Here is a 19,810-nt window from a genome sequence, read left to right on the forward strand (position 1 = left end):
GAACTTTAAACCATATTATGAATTATAATAGTCAGGAATTTCAAGACGAACTCACACGTATTATTACCAATGCTTTGCGTGAGGATGTAGGTGATGGTGATCACTCAAGTCTATCCTGTATTCCCAGTACTGCAACTGGCAAGGCTCGTTTACTCGTAAAGGATAATGGTGTAATTGCTGGTCTCGCTTTCGCGAAAGCGGTATTTCAACAAGTAGATCCCGATTTAAAAGTAGAATTTTTAATGAAAGACGGTGATACAGTTAAGTATGGTGATGAAGCATTCTATGTATCAGGTTCATCACAGTCTATTCTAAAGGCCGAGAGACTAGTGCTTAACGCCATGCAAAGAATGAGTGCCATCGCTACAAAAACCAGAAAATTTGTAGATGTTCTCAAGGGAACAAATACCAAAATACTGGATACTAGGAAAACCACTCCTGGAATAAGAGCTCTTGAAAAATGGGCAGTTGATATAGGTGGTGGCGTTAATCATAGATTTGGTCTTTATGATATGATCATGTTAAAGGATAATCATATTGATTTTGCTGGTGGAGTAGTAGAAGCTATTGAAAAAACTAAACATTACCTGAAAGATACCAAGAAGGATCTTAAGATTATTGTTGAAGCCAGAAGTCTAGAAGAAATTGAAAAAATCTTAAGTGTTGATGGTGTATATCGTATTTTAATTGATAATTTTAATTACGAAAACACTAAAAAGGCTGTAGCCCTTATAGGCGACAAATGTTTAACTGAGAGTAGTGGTGGAATAACCCTTGATACTGCAAAAAACTATGCAGATTGTGGAGTTGATTTTATCTCTAGTGGTTCACTTACTCACAGCGTCTATAATATGGATTTGAGCCTGAAAGCAATGCATGAGTAAAAAGGTTAAAATAGTTCAACGCTTTCCCTTTTTAAAGAAACTGATTGATAAGGCAGATTCTATACATCTTCCTGGTTTTGAAGGAATGACTGCGTGGGATTTATGGGAAACCTATGCCGAAGGAATAACTAATGGAGCTTTTAGCGCACGTGCTAGTTCTATTAGTTATAGTTTTTTTATGGCCATTTTTCCTTTTGTACTATTTATCCTAAACCTGATACCCTTTGTACCTATTAATAATTTTCAAGAAGACGTAATTAGATTTTTGAATGATTTATTGCCTTATCAAGCAGCTGGTGCTTTTGATGGGATTTTTACCGAAATCGCTTTAAAAGAAAATACAGGCTTATTGACGATAGCTTTTTTCTCTTCCTTAATTTTTATGACAAACGGTGTAAATGCCATTTTTGATGGTTTTGAGCGCAGTTATCATTCGGTTTTGAATCGAGGTTTCTTTAGGCAATATGCAGTGTCCTTACTGGTTTCCATCATGCTTGTGTTGTTTTTATTTGTAGGTGTTGTCTTAACCATCGCAGTGGAATATTTTTTAAGTGAACTACAAGCTAGGGAATACGTATCAGAAAGTAGCAGTAGCGTGTGGTTACAACTTATTAGATATGCTACCTTAATATTCATGCTGTATGTTTTTATAGCAACTTTATACTACGCTGGTACTAAAACTGGTAGACAAACCAGGTTCTTTTCAATAGGCGCAACGGTAACTACAGTTTTGATTCTCGCGGCCTCTTATTTATATGGTATCTATCTAGAAAACTTTGCTACCTACAACGAAATTTATGGTTCGATAGGAGCTATAATTATTTTAATGGTTTATATCTGGCTGAATTCCAATCTATTACTGGTTGGTTTTGAATTAAATGCATCTCTAAGATCGTTAAAGGCACGGAATTTGAATAACACTTAGTATATTGTAACACATTAAACAACATACAATGAAAAAATACATTTTTATTTTAGCTGCGGCTTTCATGACCTTTACTGCTCAAGCACAACAAACTGTAGAAGGAGTTGAAGTAGAAGGTTCTCTTTCTAAGTACGGTAAGGAACTTACCTTAAACGGTGCTGGTTTAAGAGAAAAAGTGTTTATCGACCTTTATGTAGGTGGACTTTATGTAACTGAAAAAAGCGATGACGGTGAGGCACTTACAAGTTCTGATCAATCTATGGCAATCACATTAGATATCGTGAGTAAATTAGTAACTCAAGATAATATGATAAGTTCTATAGAAGAAGGTTTTGAGAACAGTTGTTCTAGTAAGGAATACAAAGCCCTTTCAGGTAAAATTGAAAAATTTATCGCTCTCTTTAATGAAGAAATCGTAAAAGGTGATGAGTTTGTATTGTTTTACATTCCAGGTGAAGGAACTAAAGTTTCAAAAAATGGTAAAGAGCTAGGCACCATTCCAGGATTAGACTTTAAAAAAGGACTTTTTGGAATTTGGTTAGGTGATTATCCAGCAGATGAAGAGTTAAAAGAAGGTTTATTAGGATTGTAATCCATCAACCTTATTGTATATTCCAGCTGTCTCTATTTGAGACAGCTTTTTTTATTTAAAAAATTAAAACTATGAAATACGCATTTGTACTGTTGTTATCACTAACGAGCTTTTTCAATGTCTTGCAAGTAAGTGCTCAAGAAAAGGATATTACTGGAACTTGGAAAACGATAGACGATAAAACAGGAATCGTCAAATCCCATGTAGAAATCTATAAAAAAGGTAATAAGTATTATGGCAAAGTTGTAAAGATTCTTGATCCAGATGCTCCTGCTAAACCATTGTGTGAGAATTGTGATGGTGACTTAAAAGATGCGCCTATCATTGGATTAGAGATATTAAAGAATTTTGAAAAGGAGGATGATGAATATGAAGATGGTACAATCCTAGATCCAGAAAATGGAAAAACCTATAAAGCAAAACTTTGGCTAGATGAAGAGGATGAGAACAAACTAAATGTACGTGGTTACATTTTATTCTTATATAGGACTCAAACTTGGGAAAGACTCTAGGAGGCAATTTTCTCATATAAATTCTGGAGCTTTTCAAGATCGCCTGTATTCTCTATATGTTCTTTACAGTCGTGCATGAGAAGCTCTGCTTGATTATGAATACTCTTATAATAATCTTCCTTAGAAGCTGGATTTTGAAGCAATTGTTCATACATGGACATCATTTTCAAAGAAACTATTACATCATTTCTAGAATAAGTACGCAACGCTGCACAAGTAGTATAAATAAGCTCTTCAAAAGAAACCGTTTTTAATTCAATTAACTCCTTGTCGTCTTCAATTAATAATTCTAGATCTGGTTTATTCATTCTTACACAAAAAAGCTGTGTAAGATAATTGATTGCATTAATAGCAGTTCCTGGATCATTAATTCCAGGAGACATAGCTTTTACCGCAATTTCTGTAATTTGCTTAAAACCCAAAACATAATTGTCACTTACCAATTCAGGTTCTCTAAATAAAAAATACTCTTGAATCTCGTCTGTAACTTTTTCGTCTATTTCTTTATTAATTTTAAACAAGGGACTATTAGCGAGTAGGTAAGTACCTTTTATCTGTAAAAGCTTAATCTTGATATCTTGCTCTTTAGCTATCTTTTTGAGACCCGAAATACTAATATTTTGCAGCGTACCGCTTTTTTTTGCTTTAAATGTGATCCAATCATCGGTGTTTGAAAATGAACCATCCTTGTAATTGGAATCGATTACTTTATTCAAACGTTTTAATGCTTTTGAAAACACATTTTTCAAAATGTTATTTATCTGAATATTGGATGAAATATTATGAATAAAAAATACGAATGCCGCAAGCGAAATAATAGCTGCTGTTAAGCCTAGTAAGACACTTAAAATAGGAATAGTCTGATTTTGTGTAGGTTCATCAATCCCAATTAAAGTAATAATGTTGTATAATATGCTTCCTAAAAAAGCTCCTAGTATTAATTGATGCTTTCTATTAGAGATCAAACTTGGTAATACACGAGGAGAATAATTTGCCGCAGCCTGACTAAGTAATAGCATCACCATGTTAAAGGTGAAAACTAGCATACTTATTCCACCAGCTATTAAGGTAGTAAGTAAATTACGAGCTGTATCAACATCAGTTATTTCTAATCCAGGAAACCATTCTATCAATTGTTTAGAAGCATCTACCGTTTCAATATATTTCATAAAGAAAGCCAGAAAAATAGCCAGGATAGAATAAAAGGTAGGATAGAAGGCTATACTACCGGTCAAAATATTATAAAACGAATTAACCTTGGTAAATAATTTTTTCATGTGATTATAAATGTAGGTCGGTTTTAGGTTAAGCTAGGTTAATGGTATGCTAATGCATATTATATTTCACAAATAATTAATACCTTGCTACCACACAAAGAAATTATGGGCGATTCTACAACACTTAAAAAAGACTTACTTAACCAACTCATCTTGATGGCTCATCGAGACGGAAAATTAGATAGTAAAGAAATCTCTTTTGTCCTTAATGTAGGGAAAAGGCTAGGGTTTGAAGAAGTTGATGTTGTAGATATGATTAAAAATCCATCTGCTCAAATTGAAAAACCTCCTAAAGATTTTACACAACGCATTGTACATTTTCATCGTCTTATGATCATGATGTATATTGATGGTCACGTCGATGATAAAGAATTACAATTTCTATATGAACTAGGTCTTACTTATGGCTTTAGAAAGTCAACGATTGACACCTTACTTAGAATGATGGAACGTTATCCAAATGGTGACATTCCTGCTAGTGAACTCATAGAAATACACTCAAGAGACTATAATTAGTGTCATAATGGCATTTTAAAACGGTCTAAAACTGTCTTTTTGTCTTGTTTTTCATTTGGTATTCAATTTGCCTATTACAGGTCAAATAAGTTGAATAAATAAAAAATTGAAATATGACACTTACAAAAAGAACTAACAACTGGTTACCATCTTTAATTGATGAAATGTTTAATCAAGATTTTAATGGTGGTAGTATTATTACTGACAAGCCATTCATTCCTGCTGTTAATGTAATTGAAGCAGATAATGCTTTCTCACTAGAAATGAGTATTCCTGGATTTAAAAAGGAAGATGTAAACATTGAAATCGATCAGGATGTCTTGACCATTCAATCGGAAGTTGAAGCTTCAAAAGAAGAAAAAACAGAACAATTCACTCGTAAAGAGTTTTCTAAAAAATCTTTCAAGCGCAGTTTTAATTTACCAGAAACAGTAAATCAAGATCGCATTGAGGCTAATTATGAAAACGGTATTCTTACTATAAGTTTACCTAAAAAAGAGGAAGCCTTACCACAGCCTAAAAGAATGATTACTTTAAAGTAATCAAATCAAGATGTAGCTTAAAGCCAGCAATATTGCTGGCTTTTTTTTTAACATAGAACTAGCATCAGTTTAACGTCTAGTTGGGTGAACCTAGAATACACGCCAACTATCTTTAACCTTAAAACAAGAATATGAGTAGTAGTGATATACTTTATAGCAAAATAACCAGCGCACAAGACTTTAAAAATAGAATAGTGATGGCACCAATGACTCGTAGTCGTGCTACCGAGGATCACATTCCTACACCTATTATGGCTGCCTATTATGGCGAAAGAGCAACTGCAGGTTTATTGATCACTGAAGGAACATCTCCATCTCCTAATGGAGTAGGCTATGCAAGAATACCTGGAATTTATAACGATCAACAAATTGACGCATGGCGTGCCGTGACAAAGGCAGTGCATGCCAATGGAGGAAAGATATTTTTGCAAATCATGCACACAGGACGTGTGTCTCATCCTGATAACATGCCCAATGATGCAAAAATTGTAGCACCTAGTGCTATCGCTCCAGAAAACACAAAAATGTGGGTAGATGGCAAGGGCGAGCTAGAAATACCGGTACCTAATGAAATGACCTCAAGCGATATAGAACAAGTAATTGAAGAGTTTGTTCAAGCTGCTCAAAATGCTATCGCTGCCGATTTTGACGGTGTAGAAATTCACGGAGCAAATGGGTATTTACTAGAACAGTTTTTTAATCCAGCCTCTAACAAACGGGAAGATGAGTACGGCGGTAGTGTTGAAAACCGAAGTAAGGTAATTCTTGAAATTGCCAAAAGAACCGTAGCTGCTATAGGAGCAGATCGTGTAGGAGTGCGTTTAAGTCCTAATGGGGTCATGAATGATGTAGGTCCTTGGGAATCTCAAAAACAAGACTTTGAATACCTGGTATCACAATTCAATTCTTTGAATCTACTTTACCTTCATTTACTCGATCATCAGGCAATGGGAGCAAATCCTCTACCTGAAGATATACGTACAAGCCTGCAATCTAAATTTGATGGAATCAATATTCTTTGTGGTGGATACGACAAGTCAACCGCCATTAAGGATCTTGCTAATGAAAAAGCCGATATGATTGCCTTTGGACGTCCATTTGTTGCAAATCCCGATTTGGTGGAACGATTTAAACAGGATGCCGATTTGAATGAGGTTGATCAGGATACTCTTTATACTCCAGGGAAAGAAGGTTATCTAGATTATCCTAAAATGGAGCCTATATCCTAATTATTGATTTTATTTTTGCGCTTTCGCGAAAGCGTAAACCCTTTAAACATTTTTATGAAAGTACAAGCATATGGTGCTCACGCATCAGATAAAGATTTAGAGCCTTTAACTATTGAACGACGTGAATTACTTAGTAATGACGTTAAAATTAAAATCATTTATTGTGGTGTATGCCACAGCGATATTCACGCTAAAAATAACGACTGGGGTAACGCAAAATATCCTATCGTACCTGGTCATGAGATTATAGGAAGAGTAGAAGAAGTAGGAGCTGAAGTAAGTAAATACAAAGCAGGTGATCTAGTAGGAGTAGGCTGTATGGTAGATAGTTGTCAAGAATGTTCTCAATGTAATGATGATATGGAACATTTTTGTGAAAACGGTAGCACCAGTACCTACAATAGTAAGGATAAACACTTGGGTGGACACACCTTTGGTGGTTACTCTACTCACATTGTCGTAAGAGAGGAATTTGTATTGAGTGTTTCAGAGAAATTGGATACTAAAGCAGTGGCACCACTACTTTGTGCTGGAATTACTACTTATTCTCCTTTGCGCCATTGGAATGTAAAGAAAGGAGATAAAGTAGGAGTTGTAGGATTAGGTGGATTAGGACACATGGGAATTAAGTTTGCTCATGCTCTAGGCGCCGAGACCTATATGATTACCACTTCACCAGAAAAAGCACAAGATGCAAAACGATTAGGTGCCGATGGTGTGATTATATCAAAGGACGATGAGGACATGAAAAAACATTTTGGGACCTTTGATTTTATTCTAAACACTATTCCCGTAGGTCACGATTTAAATCCATACTTACAACTGCTTAAACCAGACGGAACAGTATGTTTAGTAGGTGCCATAGAACCGCTAGAACCTTTCCACGGTGGTAACCTTATTTTAAGACGTAAACGTATTGTAGGTAGTTTAATAGGAGGAATTGCAGAGACTCAAGAAATGCTTGATTTCTGTGCAGAACACAATATTACTAGCGATGTAGAAATGATTAATATCAATGAAATAAATACCGCTTTTGAACGCGTTCAAAAAAACGATGTCAAATATCGTTTTGTTATTGATATGGCATCACTTAATTAATTTTTTGCATGGCAGTGATACGCTGTAACAGGCTGGGATGTGAATATTGAAACCACACTACAGCCGGATGCGGTGTTAAATTACTTAAACTAGTTTTAGTTAGCGTCTTTAATCCTGTGATTAAAGGCGCTGCTTTATAAGTACGCACTGCGTAAGCATCGGCTTGATATTCAAATTTGCGCGAAAGGATGTTCATAAAAATGCTTGTAATCATAGATATAGGTGAATACAGCAAGAAAAAGGCTACTAGCCCTATGTGAAATGATGAATTTGAAACACCCAATGCCTGTGCCATCAAATCGTTGTCCACCACAAGGGAAAATAAGTATAGAGTAAATCCTGTGGTAAGCGTACCAGCTAGTAGGTTGTATAGAATATGCTTTTTCTTATAGTGACCAACCTCGTGTGCTAGAACAGCCACTATTTCTTCTTCGGTTAATTGATCAATTAACGTATCGTATAAGGTCACCCGTTTTTCACTTCCAAAACCACTGAAATAAGCATTGGCCTTGGTACTTCTTTTACTACCATCAATCACAAATATTTTAGTAAGTTCAAAACCTACTTGGTTGGCATATTCAGATATTTTATCTCTTAAACTACCTTGTTCCAAAGGTGCCTGTTTATTGAATATAGGAACGATCAATCGGGCGTAAAACATATTGAGTAATATACTCACGATAAAAATGACGATCCACGCGTACCACCAAAAATTAGAATCTGCCCAATTGTAAATAAGAATAAGAACCGTAAGTAATCCACCACCCAAAATTAGTGTCATAAACCAGCCTTTTATCTTATCCAGAAAAAATAGTTTTTTGTGGTTTTATTAAAGCCATATTTTTCTTCAATAACAAAGGTACTGTAATAGGATAGAGGAGTAGTAAGCAAATCACTGGCCATAAACAACACGCCAAAAAATAACAAACTAACCACGGTTTCATTATTGGTAATACTACGACACCATTGATCTACAAGGGCAAATCCATCTACAAATATAAATACCAAAATACCAACAATAGAAATGAAACTATTTAAGGTACCAAATTTGAAACGCTCCTTTTTATAAGCTTGTGACTTCTCGTATTCCTCTTGTTTATAAACATCAGACAGGACTGCTGGTATAGGTTTTGAATACCAAGTATAATTAAGAAAGGACAAAACCTCATTCAGTAAAAAGTCAAATACTAGAATACCGATTATGCAATAAAATAAAACTGTTGGAGTCATGATTAAAAATCTCTTTGACGTTTTGCTTCGAATAATAAAATGGCAGCACTTACTGATACGTTCATACTATCAATCTCACCACTCATAGGAATGATGATGTTTGCCTTGGCTGCATCTCTCATTTCGTCTGTAAGTCCAGTAGCTTCAGTTCCTACAGCAATAGCGCTGGAATTCTTAAAACTGGCTGTATGATATGGAATACTAGTTTGTAAAGTAGCAGCGTATAGGTCAATCTCTTTCATTCTTAAAAATGCACAAACCTCACTAGTGCTAGCACTTGCAATAGGTACAGTGAGCGCACAACCTACACTAGATCGTATAACGTTGGGATTATACAGGTCACATTTAGGATCTGCTAGTAGAACAGCATCAACCGCAGCGGCATCTGCTGTGCGCAGTAAAGCGCCTAAGTTTCCTGGTTTTTCAATAGATTGAGCAACAAGGACAAGGGCATTATTTGGTAAGTTAAGATCAGTAAGCTGTAATGTTTTCGCTTTCGCGAAAGCGATACAACCTTCAGTACCGCTGCGATAAGCTAGCTTTTCATAAACCTCAATACTTACGCTTATTATTTCCACATCCTTACTCACGCCAAGTTGAGCCTGTACAAATTCCTTGGAAACTTGTTCTTGCTGGTTAAATATTTCAGGACATACCAATAGAGTTTGTAGCTGATAACCACCTTTAATGGCAAGCGTGATTTCACGAGCGCCTTCTATAAGAAACAGCTGTTCCTTTTTACGTGCTTTGCTTTTACGCTGCAGCTGTTCTGCCTGACGTATCAACGCGTTGTGTGGACTAGTAATGTGCTTCATAAAAGTAGAATGTATGCAAAAATAAGAGATTGTAACTGGCTGTGTGACTACTCAAACGTTTAAGCATAAACTTTTGTCAACAACCGCATGTATTCAAAACCCGTGCAAGTGGTTTTATGTACCTTTACTACAAATTAAAGCATATGAATTTTCACACTCGTAAATGGATTAAACCAGAAGATTTAAACCCTAACGGAACCTTATTTGGTGGTAGATTACTAGAATGGATTGATGAAGAGGCTGCTCTCTATGCAATTATTCAGCTGGAAAATCAAAAGGTAGTCACTAAGTTTATGAGTGAAATTAATTTTACGGCAAGTGCTCAACCAGGAGATATCATTGAGATAGGTCTCATGGTTAACAAATTTGGTCGTACTTCTATAGATCTTAAATGTGAGGTACGTAATAAAATGACTAGGGAAACCATTATTACAATTGAAAATATTGTTCTAGTGAATTTAGGTGAAGACGGTTCACCAAAACCTCATGGAAAAACCAAAATTGAATACGTTAAGGATCGTTTAAAAGCTTAATTACTCCAATTTTTTAATAATCTTACAAGGATTTCCCATAGCTAGTACATTACTGGGAATATTTTTATTGACTACACTACCGGCGCCTATGGTAACGTTATCACCTATAGTAACACCGGGAAAAATAACGCTATTACCACCTATCCATACATTATTACCAATTACGACAGGTTGAGTAGTGGTGATGTAAGTACTATTTGTACCGTTTGATTTTATACGATCAGATGCTTTAAGAGGATGTGTAGCTGTATAAATTTGAACATAAGGTGCTATTAAACCATTATCACCTATTTGAATACGATTATCATCTAGAAACATACAATTAGTATTCACAAAGGTATTTTTACCGATAGAAATGTTTTCGCCATAATCACAGTAAAATGGAGATTCAATCCAAACACCAGGACTTTTGTTTCCTAGTAACTCGTTGAGTAATTCAGCCTTTTCTTCGATCAAACGAGGATTTAATGTATTGATTTCACTAAGTAATTCACGAGCCTTAAAATATCGTTCTAATAATTCAGTATCCCGCGAGTTATAAGGTAATCCCGCTAGCATTTTTTCTTTTTCCGTCATAATCTTGTGCTGTTTTTAATGAGACACTATTTTCAGTCCTACAATTGATGCAATTAAGGTGGTCATAAATAGCAATCGTAAAAAGGTAACAGGTTCTTTAAACACAAATATTCCCACTAGCACAGTTCCCACAGCTCCTATACCAGTCCAAACGGCGTAGGCAGTACCTATGGGTAAACTTTGAGTTGCCTTAATAAGCAATCCCATGCTTACACATAATGCCACTAGAAAACCAGCGTACCACATATACATTAAGGTTCCAGATGATTCTTTGGCTTTACCTAAACAAAATGCAAAGGCCACTTCAAATAATCCTGCAATGATTAAAATTATCCATTTCATATATTAAAAATACGATAGATTCCGAACAGGTTGTAGATTAAAGTAATCTAATAATGAGAAGTATCAAAAAGAAGGTACGGTACTAATAATATTCATAGGATCTAGTTACCGTGTGTTGCAAACCATCCTCTGAATCAAAATATTCTCGCTTTAAAAAATTGCCGAATTCATCAGTTCCAGATTCGGTTACTTTGGATTTTTTAAAGGGTAAACGCGTACTGTCATTACTTACCTTCATTTCTACAAGTTGATTGTCTCGATAAGAAAAAACTACCTTAGAGTACAAGCTATTATTCATATCGTTCCATTTTTTCCCAGTAGTAGTGGAGGACAGAATTTTGTAATCTTTATCCCAAATATGAATAGTCTTTAGCTCAAACTTAGTTGTAATAGATTTAGTGTAAATGTGTAATGTACTATCATTGACTAGTACTTCTTTTTTGATTTTAGAAACTTGTTGGTCATCTACGGAGATAGTTTTAGAGTTTCGCTCCGAGTTACTAACCTTTTCAAAGAAGGTTATTTCACCTAGTGCTAGAGAATCTTGCTCTACATACCTGTGGTTGTAATGATCAATATGAGTAACAAAACCTTCTTCATTAAAGTGGTAAGTATCTTCAAAAGAAGTACTTGTAGCATGATTTAAAGAATGTTCAGTATAACTTTTAATAGGACCACTTAAATTATTACGATTCAAGTCATTAGGGAAATTAAAAACGGAGGTTTTTAGAGAAGCTATTACTAAGCATATCCAACAAAATACAAGTTCCAATTTCATAGTTCAACCAATTAATACATCGTATTTGAATGGGCCAATTGATCTGGTATTTGTTGGATAGCATCCCAGTGTTCACAAATCTTACCATCCTTATCAAACCGGAAAAAATCCATGGTTACGTACTCATCATTTCCAGGCCATACTTGATGCGTATGTAAGGCAACCAGATCATGCTGACCTATACAACGTACAAATTCAATAGTTTTATTAGGATACTCTCGTTGCATTCTTTCAAAATATTCAATAAAACCTTGGGTACCATCAACCACATGTGGATTGTGCTGTATGTAAGTATCGCCTACATAAAGTTCCACAGCTTTACTCGGATTCCCTAGATAAGCCATTTTATAAAAAGCGATAGCGTTTTCTTTATTTTTCTCAATATCCATAGTAATAATTAAATCTAAAGATAAGCAAAGTACAACACCTAGCATCTGGCAATTGTATCTGTCTAACTCGACATCTCAATGAAAAAGTAGGAGCGAAGTGATGTTTCATATCGCTATTGCGAAAGCGTAATACAAAACAATAATGCCTTCTGTGAATAACCAATTACAGAAGAAATGACTATTTTAATTGATGCCAACCTAGAGTTCCGTTCATTCCAAATCGAGAAATTTCAATTTTTTTCTTTTGAACTTGATCTCTATTAAAGCAGCGACATTTTGTTTACCGTTTTTCCATTCTAAATTTGAATCTATGAAATCTTTAAACTTATCAAAATCTAATTCTAAAGAGTTTATATTAGTCTCGTTTTCATAGCTTAATAAACAAGAGTTTCCTTCTTTGTATACAATAATTTGAAGTTTTAATATACCTCGGATTTTTTTTCTTTGTTCAGGGGTAATTAATTTGGCGACCGATTTTATTAATTCCTGATTTTCTATTTCAGCAATTTTATCCACACTTTCCAATGCAAATCTTTGAGTGTTACAATTACCGAGGTTTACCTTATAAATACTTTGAGCAAAGACGTTATAAATCCCAAAAAATAAGAGTAAGATTAAAGTAAGTAATATTTTCATAGCCTTTGAAAAGTTATTATTGATTTGTTTTGTGATTAAGTAGTTGACTTGATAGGATGAGGTCTAGTAAACAACTTTGAGTATAAAGAGTAAATGTGAATAACATCATTGTCTATACCGTTGTTGATTGTTGTGGATTCGGATTTGTTAAATGTTGTTGATAATTCTTAAGTTGAATTAGTTCTTGTTCATTTCTTTCAATTGTTTTTTGATAATGCTTTATAATTTCTTGCGTTAATGATTCAGCCTTTGAAATTTTGGAATTACGCTTGCGCATTTTGTTTGTTAATCTACTGATGTAGAAGAAAACTAATGCTACGATTATAAATATGACTCCAAAACCGATAATTGTATAAATCAATTCCTTCTCTATGGTTATTTCAAATGATTTATTAAGATTTTGAATAAACTGCTCAAATGTAAATTGAGAGTTTTCTTGAGCCATTAGATAAACTGAATTTTTCATTGTGAATCCAGCCATTTCAGCATACTCACTTTTGACAGAATCTATCAATTCCTTTTTAAACTGCTCATCTTGTAATAGGACTTCAGGATTTACTACTAGTAATAATCCAATTATTAATATTCCTATGCCTAGTAATAAGAATAAGGTTCTTTTAATAAATAAATAACTAGTTCCAAACCATCTAGTAAATCTAGATCCTGAAATGATTGAATCAAGTTCTTCAAGTTGATTGTGGGTCGCTTTTAATTCAGCCTGATATTCTATTTTGTTTAATAAAATATCGTTTATTTCTTGTATTCTGTTCATTGATTGCATTTTATCAAGATAATTTATTTTAATGGTATTGATGTTCTCACAATAAAGGAAGAATAATAGAATACACTTTGAATTCTATAGTGTGTCTTAACTTTATTGTAGTCCTTGTTATCTCAGTTATTTTGTTTTCTCAATAACTTCAGTGATGTCTTTTCCCAGATAATTAGTCCAAATACCATTTTTGTATTCTATCACTCCTTCTTTGCTGTGGTAAAATGTAGTACCCATTCCTTCTTTTGTTTCAATACCTACTAAATAGTCAGGTATGCATATAGTCTCGCCGTTGTTTTCTATTTCGGTATAACCTGAGTCGCAAGTATCGCTATCACAGGAATCCAAGGAAATTAACATTAGCGCAAATAAGCCAAAGGCAATAATTTTTCTTTTCATTTTTATTTGATTACTTCAGTTCCTACGGTTCTGGATACTGTTTAGACAATTACATTTAAAAGGTGCAACCGTTATACAATTGCAAGTACATATACAAGTTCAAAAACAAGTTTGTGGTGTAGGGCATGAAGGTTGGTTATTGTTAGGTAGCTCAAATTTATAACACTTTGGTTAAATAAAAATACCCCAAAACGGGTATTTTTTGACAAGGATTTCAACAATCAGCCTTGCTAGCCTCTTGTTCATAGAATCTTCCTTTTATCTAATTTCATTCTTGCAAAACACTTATAAACAATCAGTTGAAAACAATCGTTCTCTTAACAATAACTAAAACAGTTTAAAAAAAAAGAGCCGTTTATTAAAAACGGCTCTTTCATCATTCATAGATGTAAAAAAACACCTATACAAATTCCTTTTTATTCTGGGTGATTACCCAATAGTAGGTTAAGGATATCAATCGCAGCATCGCTTATTTTGGTTCCAGGTCCAAAAACTGCCGCCACACCAGCATCAAACAAGAACTGATAGTCCTTTCTAGGGATCACACCACCTACAATAATCATGATGTCATCACGACCGTACTTTTTAAGTTCTTCCATCACTTGCGGTACAAGCGTTTTGTGACCAGCAGCAAGGGATGACACACCTAGTACGTGAACATCGTTTTCTACAGCTTGTTTAGCAGCCTCAGCTGGTGTTTGAAACAGTGGTCCTATATCCACGTCAAAACCTACATCAGCATATCCTGTAGCGACTACTTTGGCGCCACGATCGTGACCGTCTTGACCCATTTTGGCAATCATAATACGCGGTCGACGGCCTTCTTCTTGTGCAAATTGGTCTGCTAGTTGTTGCGCTTTCGCGAAAGCGTGATCATTCATAATCTCTTTTTTATAAACGCCTTGTACACTCTTGATCTGTGCTCGATAACGGCCAAATTCTTTCTCTAGCGCATCAGAAATCTCACCCAAGGTAGCGCGATGTTTTGCAGCTTGTACTGCAAGCTCCAATAAATTGTGATCACCCGTTTTAGCAGCTTGAGTAAGTGCTTGTAAGGCGTTTTGTACTGCAGCCTCGTCACGATTAGCACGTATTTGCGACAGTCGTTCTATTTGTTCATTACGCACCGCGGTATTATCAACCTCGAGTGTATCGATTAAGTCCTCGTCGGGACTAGGGTATTTATTTACTCCTACAATAGTATCAATACCCGAATCAATACGGGCTTGTTTTCTTGCAGCGGCTTCTTCAATTCTCATTTTAGGAATACCAGCCTCAATAGCTTTGGTCATTCCGCCTAATTCTTCAACTTCTTCAATAAGTTGCCAAGCCTTGTGAGCGATCTCGTGCGTGAGTTTTTCTACGTAGTAGGATCCAGCCCAAGGATCTACCGTTTTAGTAATGCCTGTTTCTTCTTGTAAAAACAACTGGGTATTACGAGCTATACGTGCGCTAAAATCGGTAGGCAAGGCAATGGCTTCATCCAGTGCATTAGTGTGCAAACTTTGTGTCCCACCAAAGGCCGCTGCTGCAGCTTCAATCGTAGTACGAGCTACATTGTTAAATGGATCTTGCTCAGTAAGTGACCAACCACTAGTCTGACAGTGCGTGCGCAGTGCAAGTGATTTGGCATTTTTAGGTTCAAATTGTTTGATCATTTTGGCCCAAAGCATGCGAGCTGCACGCATTTTGGCGATTTCCATAAAGTGATTCATTCCAATCGCCCAGAAAAAGGACAATCTAGGAGCAAAGGAATCTATATCCAGTCCAGCGGCTAGTCCCTTGCGCACATATTCTAATCCATCTGATAGGGTATAAGCTAGCTCTAGGTCACTAGTAGCACCAGCTTCATACATGTGATAACCCGATATGGATATCGAATTAAATTTAGGCATGTTTTTACTGGTGTATTCAAAAATATCTGAGATGATTTTCATACTAGGAGTAGGCGGATAGATGTACGTATTACGCACCATAAACTCCTTTAAAATATCATTTTGAATGGTTCCGGCTAGGTCTTTTTGATCCACGCCTTGTTCCATAGCGGCCACAATATAAAAGGCCATAATCGGTAACACAGCGCCATTCATGGTCATGGAAACCGACATTTTATCTAAAGGTATACCATCAAAAAGGACTTTCATATCCTCAACACTATCAATGGCAACACCAGCCTTACCTACATCACCTACTACACGATCGTGATCACTATCATAACCACGGTGTGTTGCCAGGTCAAAGGCTACAGATAATCCTTTTTGTCCAGCAGCGAGGTTACGTCTATAAAAGGCATTAGATTCTGTCGCACTAGAAAACCCTGCGTATTGACGCACTGTCCACGGTCTTCTTACATACATGGTAGAGTAGGGACCACGCAAGTTGGGTGCTATTCCTGCTACAAAATCACGATGTTCAACATCATCAATATCATCGGGTGAATAATTAGTTTTTATGGCTATACCTTCGGCAGTGTCAAAACTCGCAGCGCTTGCCACTTTTTTTGAGCCGTCGTTAAAATCTATTTCTAATTGTGAAAGGTCTTTTCTCTTCATTTGTGTGTGCTGTAAGTAGGCTTTTACTCCAGTTTTCAATTAGGCTTGTTTCTCAAAATCTTCTGCCAGTCGTTTAGGGACGATAGGAGCGATGAGTGTTTTTCTAGGTTTGGTTTTTACATAAGGATACAGCTCGTATTCCTCTTGCATTCCTTGATCCTGATTAGGGTATTTATTTACGCCTACAAGAACTCTTTGCCCTGTTTCTAAAGCCTCGCGTTCTTTGGCATCACTTTCTTTGAGTTTGCGCTGCACCGTACCGTCAAACAAGGCTTGTACAAATCCGCCGGCTTTTTCTATTTCCTTAAACAAGTCATTGGCTTTTTCGGCTAGTTGTTTGGTAAGGTCTTCTATAAAATAAGCGCCATCGGCAGCATTGTGAATTTTATCAAAGTAAGCTTCGTCTTTAAGTACTAATAACTGATTGCGCGCTATACGTGTTCCAAATTCATTTTCTTTATTGAAAAAGGCGTCGTACGGTAGGTTATAGATCGTATCGCAGCCACCTAATACAGCACTCATACACTCGGTTGTGGTGCGCAGCATGTTTACGTTATAGTCTAATAAGGATTTGTTACGCAGGCTAGGCGATGCGGTGATGTACGCTTCTAACTCCAGTCCATAGGCTTTACCTAAAGACTTGGTAACTAATCGATAAGCGCGGTATTTGGCAATGTTCATGAAGTAATCGCTGCCTATCGCGGTATCGATGTTGATTCTTTTTTCCGCTTTCGCGAAAGCGGATATCATATCATACTGTTCTAGGTGATTCAAATACTCATTTAAATGAGCCATATAGTAAGCCAATTCCTGCACGGCAGAAGCACCTGCTTGTTGATACAAACTAGTATTTACAGTAATATTTGAAAAATAACCTGGATGTTGTAAAAGAAAGGCCAACCATTTTTCATGATCGGGTTTTAAGTTTTCATACCAATTACCGTCACTAGCCAATTGATTGATAATATCCAAATGAACATAGCATTTAGGTTGTGCTTGTTGCAATTTTTCTAAAAACCCAAGGTCCAAAAACTGTGGATGCACTTGAATACCTACACTTGGTAAATCCTTAAACAACACTTCTATATCGATTGAGTTGTTAGGTATAATAAAAAGTACTCCTTCGGCACCTCGAGACAAAGCGTCCTTAGCCTTTTCATTGGCTACAGCAGCATCACCTGCATAAATAGATTGGGAAATGTACCAGCTGCCTGTTTGCGTAGCACGAGTAGGTACTTGAATAGGAGTGGCGTCATCACTGTGATAAAAAGGTTTGATATCGATACCTTCGGCAGTATGCGTGATTAAGGTCTCGTTATAGTCGGCACCTTTAAGATCTACATGTATTTTTTGTTTCCATTCCTTGGCGGTAACCGGTGAAAATTCTTCAAATAATTTACTCATTCTCTTTTTGTTTAACAGAGTCTGGATGTTCTATGATAAAAACTTCTTCGTTTTGTTTTTTCATTAAGTAGCGTTCTCTAGCAAATTTTTCTAGACCTTTTTGCGTACTTAATTGACTGATGCGTGCACTGTCGCGTTTGATACCTTTTCTAAAAAAGGCAGCATTTTGCTCTTTCTCTGCAATTTGCTTATCGATTTCATAATGAGAGGTAAACCAGGCATTGGCATCTAGAAATAGAATCCACACAATAAAAAACAAGCTTATAAGCACATATTTGTTGCTAAAAAACTGGTAGTATTTATTCTTTTTGATGGATTTCCAATTCATACCTCACTAAAATAAGCAATTACGCAATTTTTTGATCAATAATAGTGCGTAAAATTTTAACACCTACTTTATTAAAACGATTGGTAGGTATGATCACATCGGCATAGGCCTTTGTAGGTTCAATAAATTGTTGGTGCATAGGTTTTAAGGTGTTTTGATAACGTTCTAGCACCTCGTTCATATCGCGGCCTCGATCTACAATATCTCGTTTTAACCTGCGAATTAATCGCTCGTCACTGTCACAGTCTATATAAACCTTGATATCAAACAGCTTGCGTATTTTAGGCATTGTAAGGATAAGAATACCTTCTACAATTATAACTTGGCTAGGAGCTGTAGGAACAGTCTCGCCCGTACGATTGTGATCTACAAAGGAATAAATAGGCTGGTCAATCGTAATTCCTTTACGTAGTTGTTTGATGTGCTTTTCCAATAAATCAAAATCAATACTTTCTGGATGATCAAAATTGATTTTTACTCGTTCTTCATAACTCAAATGACTAGTGTCCTTGTAATAACTGTCTTGTGAGATGACAGTAACCTCATTCTCTGGGAATTCATGGACCATTTGTTGTACAACAGTGGTTTTACCGCTACCTGTTCCTCCTGCTACGCCTATTATTAGCATGTTGATTTTGTTTTTGCAAAAATAGGATTTTGTTAGGTGACGACCACGTTAATTTACACGTGCTTTGATAAAAACTATTGACAGTTTTCTGATTCGTTCTTTTGGAATTGTTCATAAGAAATGAAGGCGAATTTTTTAAGAACCGATAAAGCGATTTATTTTAGCCTAAAGCCGTTTTTTATGTCTATTAAATTAGATCCTAGTTGGAAGGAAATGCTGCGCGAGGAAATTGATGCGCCATATTTTGAGGAACTTACTGATTACGTGAAAAAAGAATACGAGGAACACACGTGCTATCCACCAGGAAGCAAAATATTTGCAGCGCTAGATCGTACTCCGTTTGAAGAGGTTAAAGTCGTTATTATAGGTCAGGATCCTTACCACGGACCAGGGCAAGCTAATGGTTTATGCTTTTCTGTAGCTGATGGTATTGCACATCCGCCTAGCTTGATTAATATTTTTAAAGAAATAACTACCGATTTACAAAAGCCTTATCCCAAATCGGGTAATTTAGAACGATGGGCAGATCAAGGTGTTCTACTCTTAAATGCCGTACTCACAGTAAGAGCTGGACAAGCAGGTAGTCATCAAAAAATAGGCTGGGAACGATTCACAGATGCTATAATTAAAAAAATAGCTGATGAAAGAGAAGGAGTGGTATTTATGCTTTGGGGTGGCTATGCTAAAAAGAAAGCTAAATGGATTGATAAAAAGAAACACCTTATTCTAGAAAGTGGACATCCTAGTCCATTGAGTGCTAACAGAGGTTATTGGTTTGGAAACCGTCATTTTTCAAAATGCAATCAGTATTTACGAGAGCAAATGAAAGAACCTATTGATTTTTAAAAGACTT

General features: G+C 35.8%; 24 protein-coding genes and 1 pseudogene. 10 read left to right on the plus strand and 15 right to left on the minus strand.

What is annotated here, in order from left to right; genetic code table 11:
- The first annotated feature begins 17 nt into the window (after positions 1–17).
- The 4 genes from nadC to BST91_RS05170 all read left to right on the plus strand — a co-directional run bounded on the left by nadC (position 18) and on the right by BST91_RS05170 (position 2,913).
- Positions 18–884: a carboxylating nicotinate-nucleotide diphosphorylase gene (gene nadC, locus BST91_RS05155; protein WP_085774712.1), complete on the plus strand. Its 867-nt coding sequence runs from the start codon at positions 18–20 to the stop codon at positions 882–884.
- On the plus strand, positions 877–1,809 hold the full coding sequence (locus BST91_RS05160; protein ID WP_042280198.1) for a YihY/virulence factor BrkB family protein: 933 nt from the start codon (positions 877–879) through the stop codon (positions 1,807–1,809). Before nadC ends, BST91_RS05160 begins: the two co-directional genes overlap by 8 nt.
- A gap of 28 nt (positions 1,810–1,837) precedes the next feature.
- Positions 1,838–2,401 carry a chalcone isomerase family protein gene (locus BST91_RS05165; RefSeq protein ID WP_042280200.1) on the plus strand — a complete coding sequence of 188 codons (564 nt, stop codon included), beginning with the start codon at positions 1,838–1,840 and terminating at the stop codon, positions 2,399–2,401.
- Between the two features lie 71 nt (positions 2,402–2,472).
- The gene (locus tag BST91_RS05170) at positions 2,473–2,913 is read left to right on the plus strand and encodes a DUF2147 domain-containing protein (protein WP_042280202.1); all 441 of its coding nucleotides are present in this window, start codon (positions 2,473–2,475) and stop codon (positions 2,911–2,913) included.
- On the opposite strand, the gene BST91_RS05175 is transcribed toward BST91_RS05170, so the two are convergent.
- Positions 2,910–4,190 (minus strand): DUF2254 domain-containing protein, encoded by a 1,281-nt coding sequence (locus BST91_RS05175; RefSeq protein ID WP_085774713.1) that lies wholly within the window; start codon positions 4,188–4,190, stop codon positions 2,910–2,912. The genes BST91_RS05170 and BST91_RS05175 overlap by 4 nt on opposite strands.
- A 105-nt stretch (positions 4,191–4,295) precedes the next feature.
- Between BST91_RS05175 and BST91_RS05180 the strand changes: the two genes are divergently transcribed.
- The 4 genes from BST91_RS05180 (at position 4,296) to BST91_RS05195 (ending at position 7,575) form a co-directional block, all read left to right on the plus strand.
- A complete protein-coding gene (locus tag BST91_RS05180) occupies positions 4,296–4,706 on the plus strand; it encodes a tellurite resistance TerB family protein (protein WP_060522481.1) in 411 nt (136 codons plus the stop codon).
- 113 nt (positions 4,707–4,819) lie between these two features.
- Complete coding sequence (locus BST91_RS05185) at positions 4,820–5,248, plus strand: Hsp20/alpha crystallin family protein (RefSeq protein WP_085774714.1); 429 nt, start codon at positions 4,820–4,822, stop codon at positions 5,246–5,248.
- A 131-nt stretch (positions 5,249–5,379) separates the two neighbouring features.
- Positions 5,380–6,477: an alkene reductase gene (locus BST91_RS05190; RefSeq protein WP_085774715.1), complete on the plus strand. Its 1,098-nt coding sequence runs from the start codon at positions 5,380–5,382 to the stop codon at positions 6,475–6,477.
- A 54-nt stretch (positions 6,478–6,531) separates the two neighbouring features.
- Entirely contained in the window at positions 6,532–7,575 is a 1,044-nt protein-coding gene (locus BST91_RS05195) for an NAD(P)-dependent alcohol dehydrogenase (RefSeq protein ID WP_085774716.1), read from the plus strand.
- On the opposite strand, the gene BST91_RS13460 is transcribed toward BST91_RS05195, so the two are convergent.
- From BST91_RS13460 to BST91_RS05205, 3 genes and pseudogenes are all read right to left on the minus strand, one after another.
- The gene (locus BST91_RS13460; protein WP_394335651.1) at positions 7,568–8,236 is read right to left on the minus strand and encodes a M48 family metallopeptidase; all 669 of its coding nucleotides are present in this window, start codon (positions 8,234–8,236) and stop codon (positions 7,568–7,570) included. The genes BST91_RS05195 and BST91_RS13460 overlap by 8 nt on opposite strands.
- A 21-nt stretch (positions 8,237–8,257) precedes the next feature.
- Positions 8,258–8,805: pseudogene (locus BST91_RS13465) on the minus strand (M48 family peptidase); the annotation flags it as partial.
- Between the two features lie 2 nt (positions 8,806–8,807).
- The gene (locus tag BST91_RS05205; protein ID WP_085774717.1) at positions 8,808–9,620 is read right to left on the minus strand and encodes a TrmH family RNA methyltransferase; all 813 of its coding nucleotides are present in this window, start codon (positions 9,618–9,620) and stop codon (positions 8,808–8,810) included.
- A gap of 143 nt (positions 9,621–9,763) precedes the next feature.
- Between BST91_RS05205 and BST91_RS05210 the strand changes: the two genes are divergently transcribed.
- Positions 9,764–10,153: an acyl-CoA thioesterase gene (locus BST91_RS05210; RefSeq protein ID WP_085774718.1), complete on the plus strand. Its 390-nt coding sequence runs from the start codon at positions 9,764–9,766 to the stop codon at positions 10,151–10,153.
- Here BST91_RS05210 and BST91_RS05215 read toward each other — a convergent pair whose 3' ends face one another.
- From BST91_RS05215 to udk, 11 genes are all read right to left on the minus strand, one after another.
- Positions 10,154–10,729 carry a sugar O-acetyltransferase gene (locus BST91_RS05215; protein ID WP_085774719.1) on the minus strand — a complete coding sequence of 192 codons (576 nt, stop codon included), beginning with the start codon at positions 10,727–10,729 and terminating at the stop codon, positions 10,154–10,156.
- 15 nt (positions 10,730–10,744) lie between these two features.
- On the minus strand, positions 10,745–11,071 hold the full coding sequence (locus tag BST91_RS05220) for a DMT family transporter (protein ID WP_042280218.1): 327 nt from the start codon (positions 11,069–11,071) through the stop codon (positions 10,745–10,747).
- An 82-nt stretch (positions 11,072–11,153) separates the two neighbouring features.
- The gene (locus BST91_RS05225) at positions 11,154–11,849 is read right to left on the minus strand and encodes a hypothetical protein (RefSeq protein ID WP_157546896.1); all 696 of its coding nucleotides are present in this window, start codon (positions 11,847–11,849) and stop codon (positions 11,154–11,156) included.
- A gap of 11 nt (positions 11,850–11,860) precedes the next feature.
- Positions 11,861–12,238 (minus strand): nuclear transport factor 2 family protein, encoded by a 378-nt coding sequence (locus tag BST91_RS05230; protein WP_085774721.1) that lies wholly within the window; start codon positions 12,236–12,238, stop codon positions 11,861–11,863.
- A 210-nt stretch (positions 12,239–12,448) separates the two neighbouring features.
- A complete protein-coding gene (locus BST91_RS05235; protein WP_085774722.1) occupies positions 12,449–12,874 on the minus strand; it encodes a hypothetical protein in 426 nt (141 codons plus the stop codon).
- Positions 12,875–12,986: 112 nt separating this feature from the next.
- Positions 12,987–13,646 carry a hypothetical protein gene (locus BST91_RS05240; protein WP_157546897.1) on the minus strand — a complete coding sequence of 220 codons (660 nt, stop codon included), beginning with the start codon at positions 13,644–13,646 and terminating at the stop codon, positions 12,987–12,989.
- A 126-nt stretch (positions 13,647–13,772) separates the two neighbouring features.
- A complete protein-coding gene (locus tag BST91_RS05245) occupies positions 13,773–14,045 on the minus strand; it encodes a hypothetical protein (protein ID WP_157546898.1) in 273 nt (90 codons plus the stop codon).
- Positions 14,046–14,461: 416 nt separating this feature from the next.
- Positions 14,462–16,597 (minus strand): methylmalonyl-CoA mutase, encoded by a 2,136-nt coding sequence (gene scpA, locus BST91_RS05250; protein WP_085775677.1) that lies wholly within the window; start codon positions 16,595–16,597, stop codon positions 14,462–14,464.
- Between the two features lie 39 nt (positions 16,598–16,636).
- Positions 16,637–18,001: a methylmalonyl-CoA mutase subunit beta gene (locus BST91_RS05255; RefSeq protein WP_085774725.1), complete on the minus strand. Its 1,365-nt coding sequence runs from the start codon at positions 17,999–18,001 to the stop codon at positions 16,637–16,639.
- Positions 17,994–18,329, minus strand: coding sequence for an FtsB family cell division protein (locus BST91_RS05260; protein WP_042280225.1), 336 nt, complete (start codon positions 18,327–18,329; stop codon positions 17,994–17,996). The genes BST91_RS05255 and BST91_RS05260 overlap by 8 nt, the downstream gene beginning before the upstream one ends.
- A gap of 19 nt (positions 18,330–18,348) precedes the next feature.
- Positions 18,349–18,957: a uridine kinase gene (gene udk, locus BST91_RS05265; RefSeq protein ID WP_042280226.1), complete on the minus strand. Its 609-nt coding sequence runs from the start codon at positions 18,955–18,957 to the stop codon at positions 18,349–18,351.
- Between the two features lie 180 nt (positions 18,958–19,137).
- Between udk and ung the strand changes: the two genes are divergently transcribed.
- Positions 19,138–19,803 carry a uracil-DNA glycosylase gene (ung, locus tag BST91_RS05270; RefSeq protein WP_085775678.1) on the plus strand — a complete coding sequence of 222 codons (666 nt, stop codon included), beginning with the start codon at positions 19,138–19,140 and terminating at the stop codon, positions 19,801–19,803.
- Positions 19,804–19,810 lie beyond the last annotated feature (7 nt).

It is taken from the genome of Nonlabens tegetincola (genome assembly GCF_002117085.1).
GTDB classification, from domain to species: Bacteria; Bacteroidota; Bacteroidia; order Flavobacteriales; family Flavobacteriaceae; genus Nonlabens; species Nonlabens tegetincola.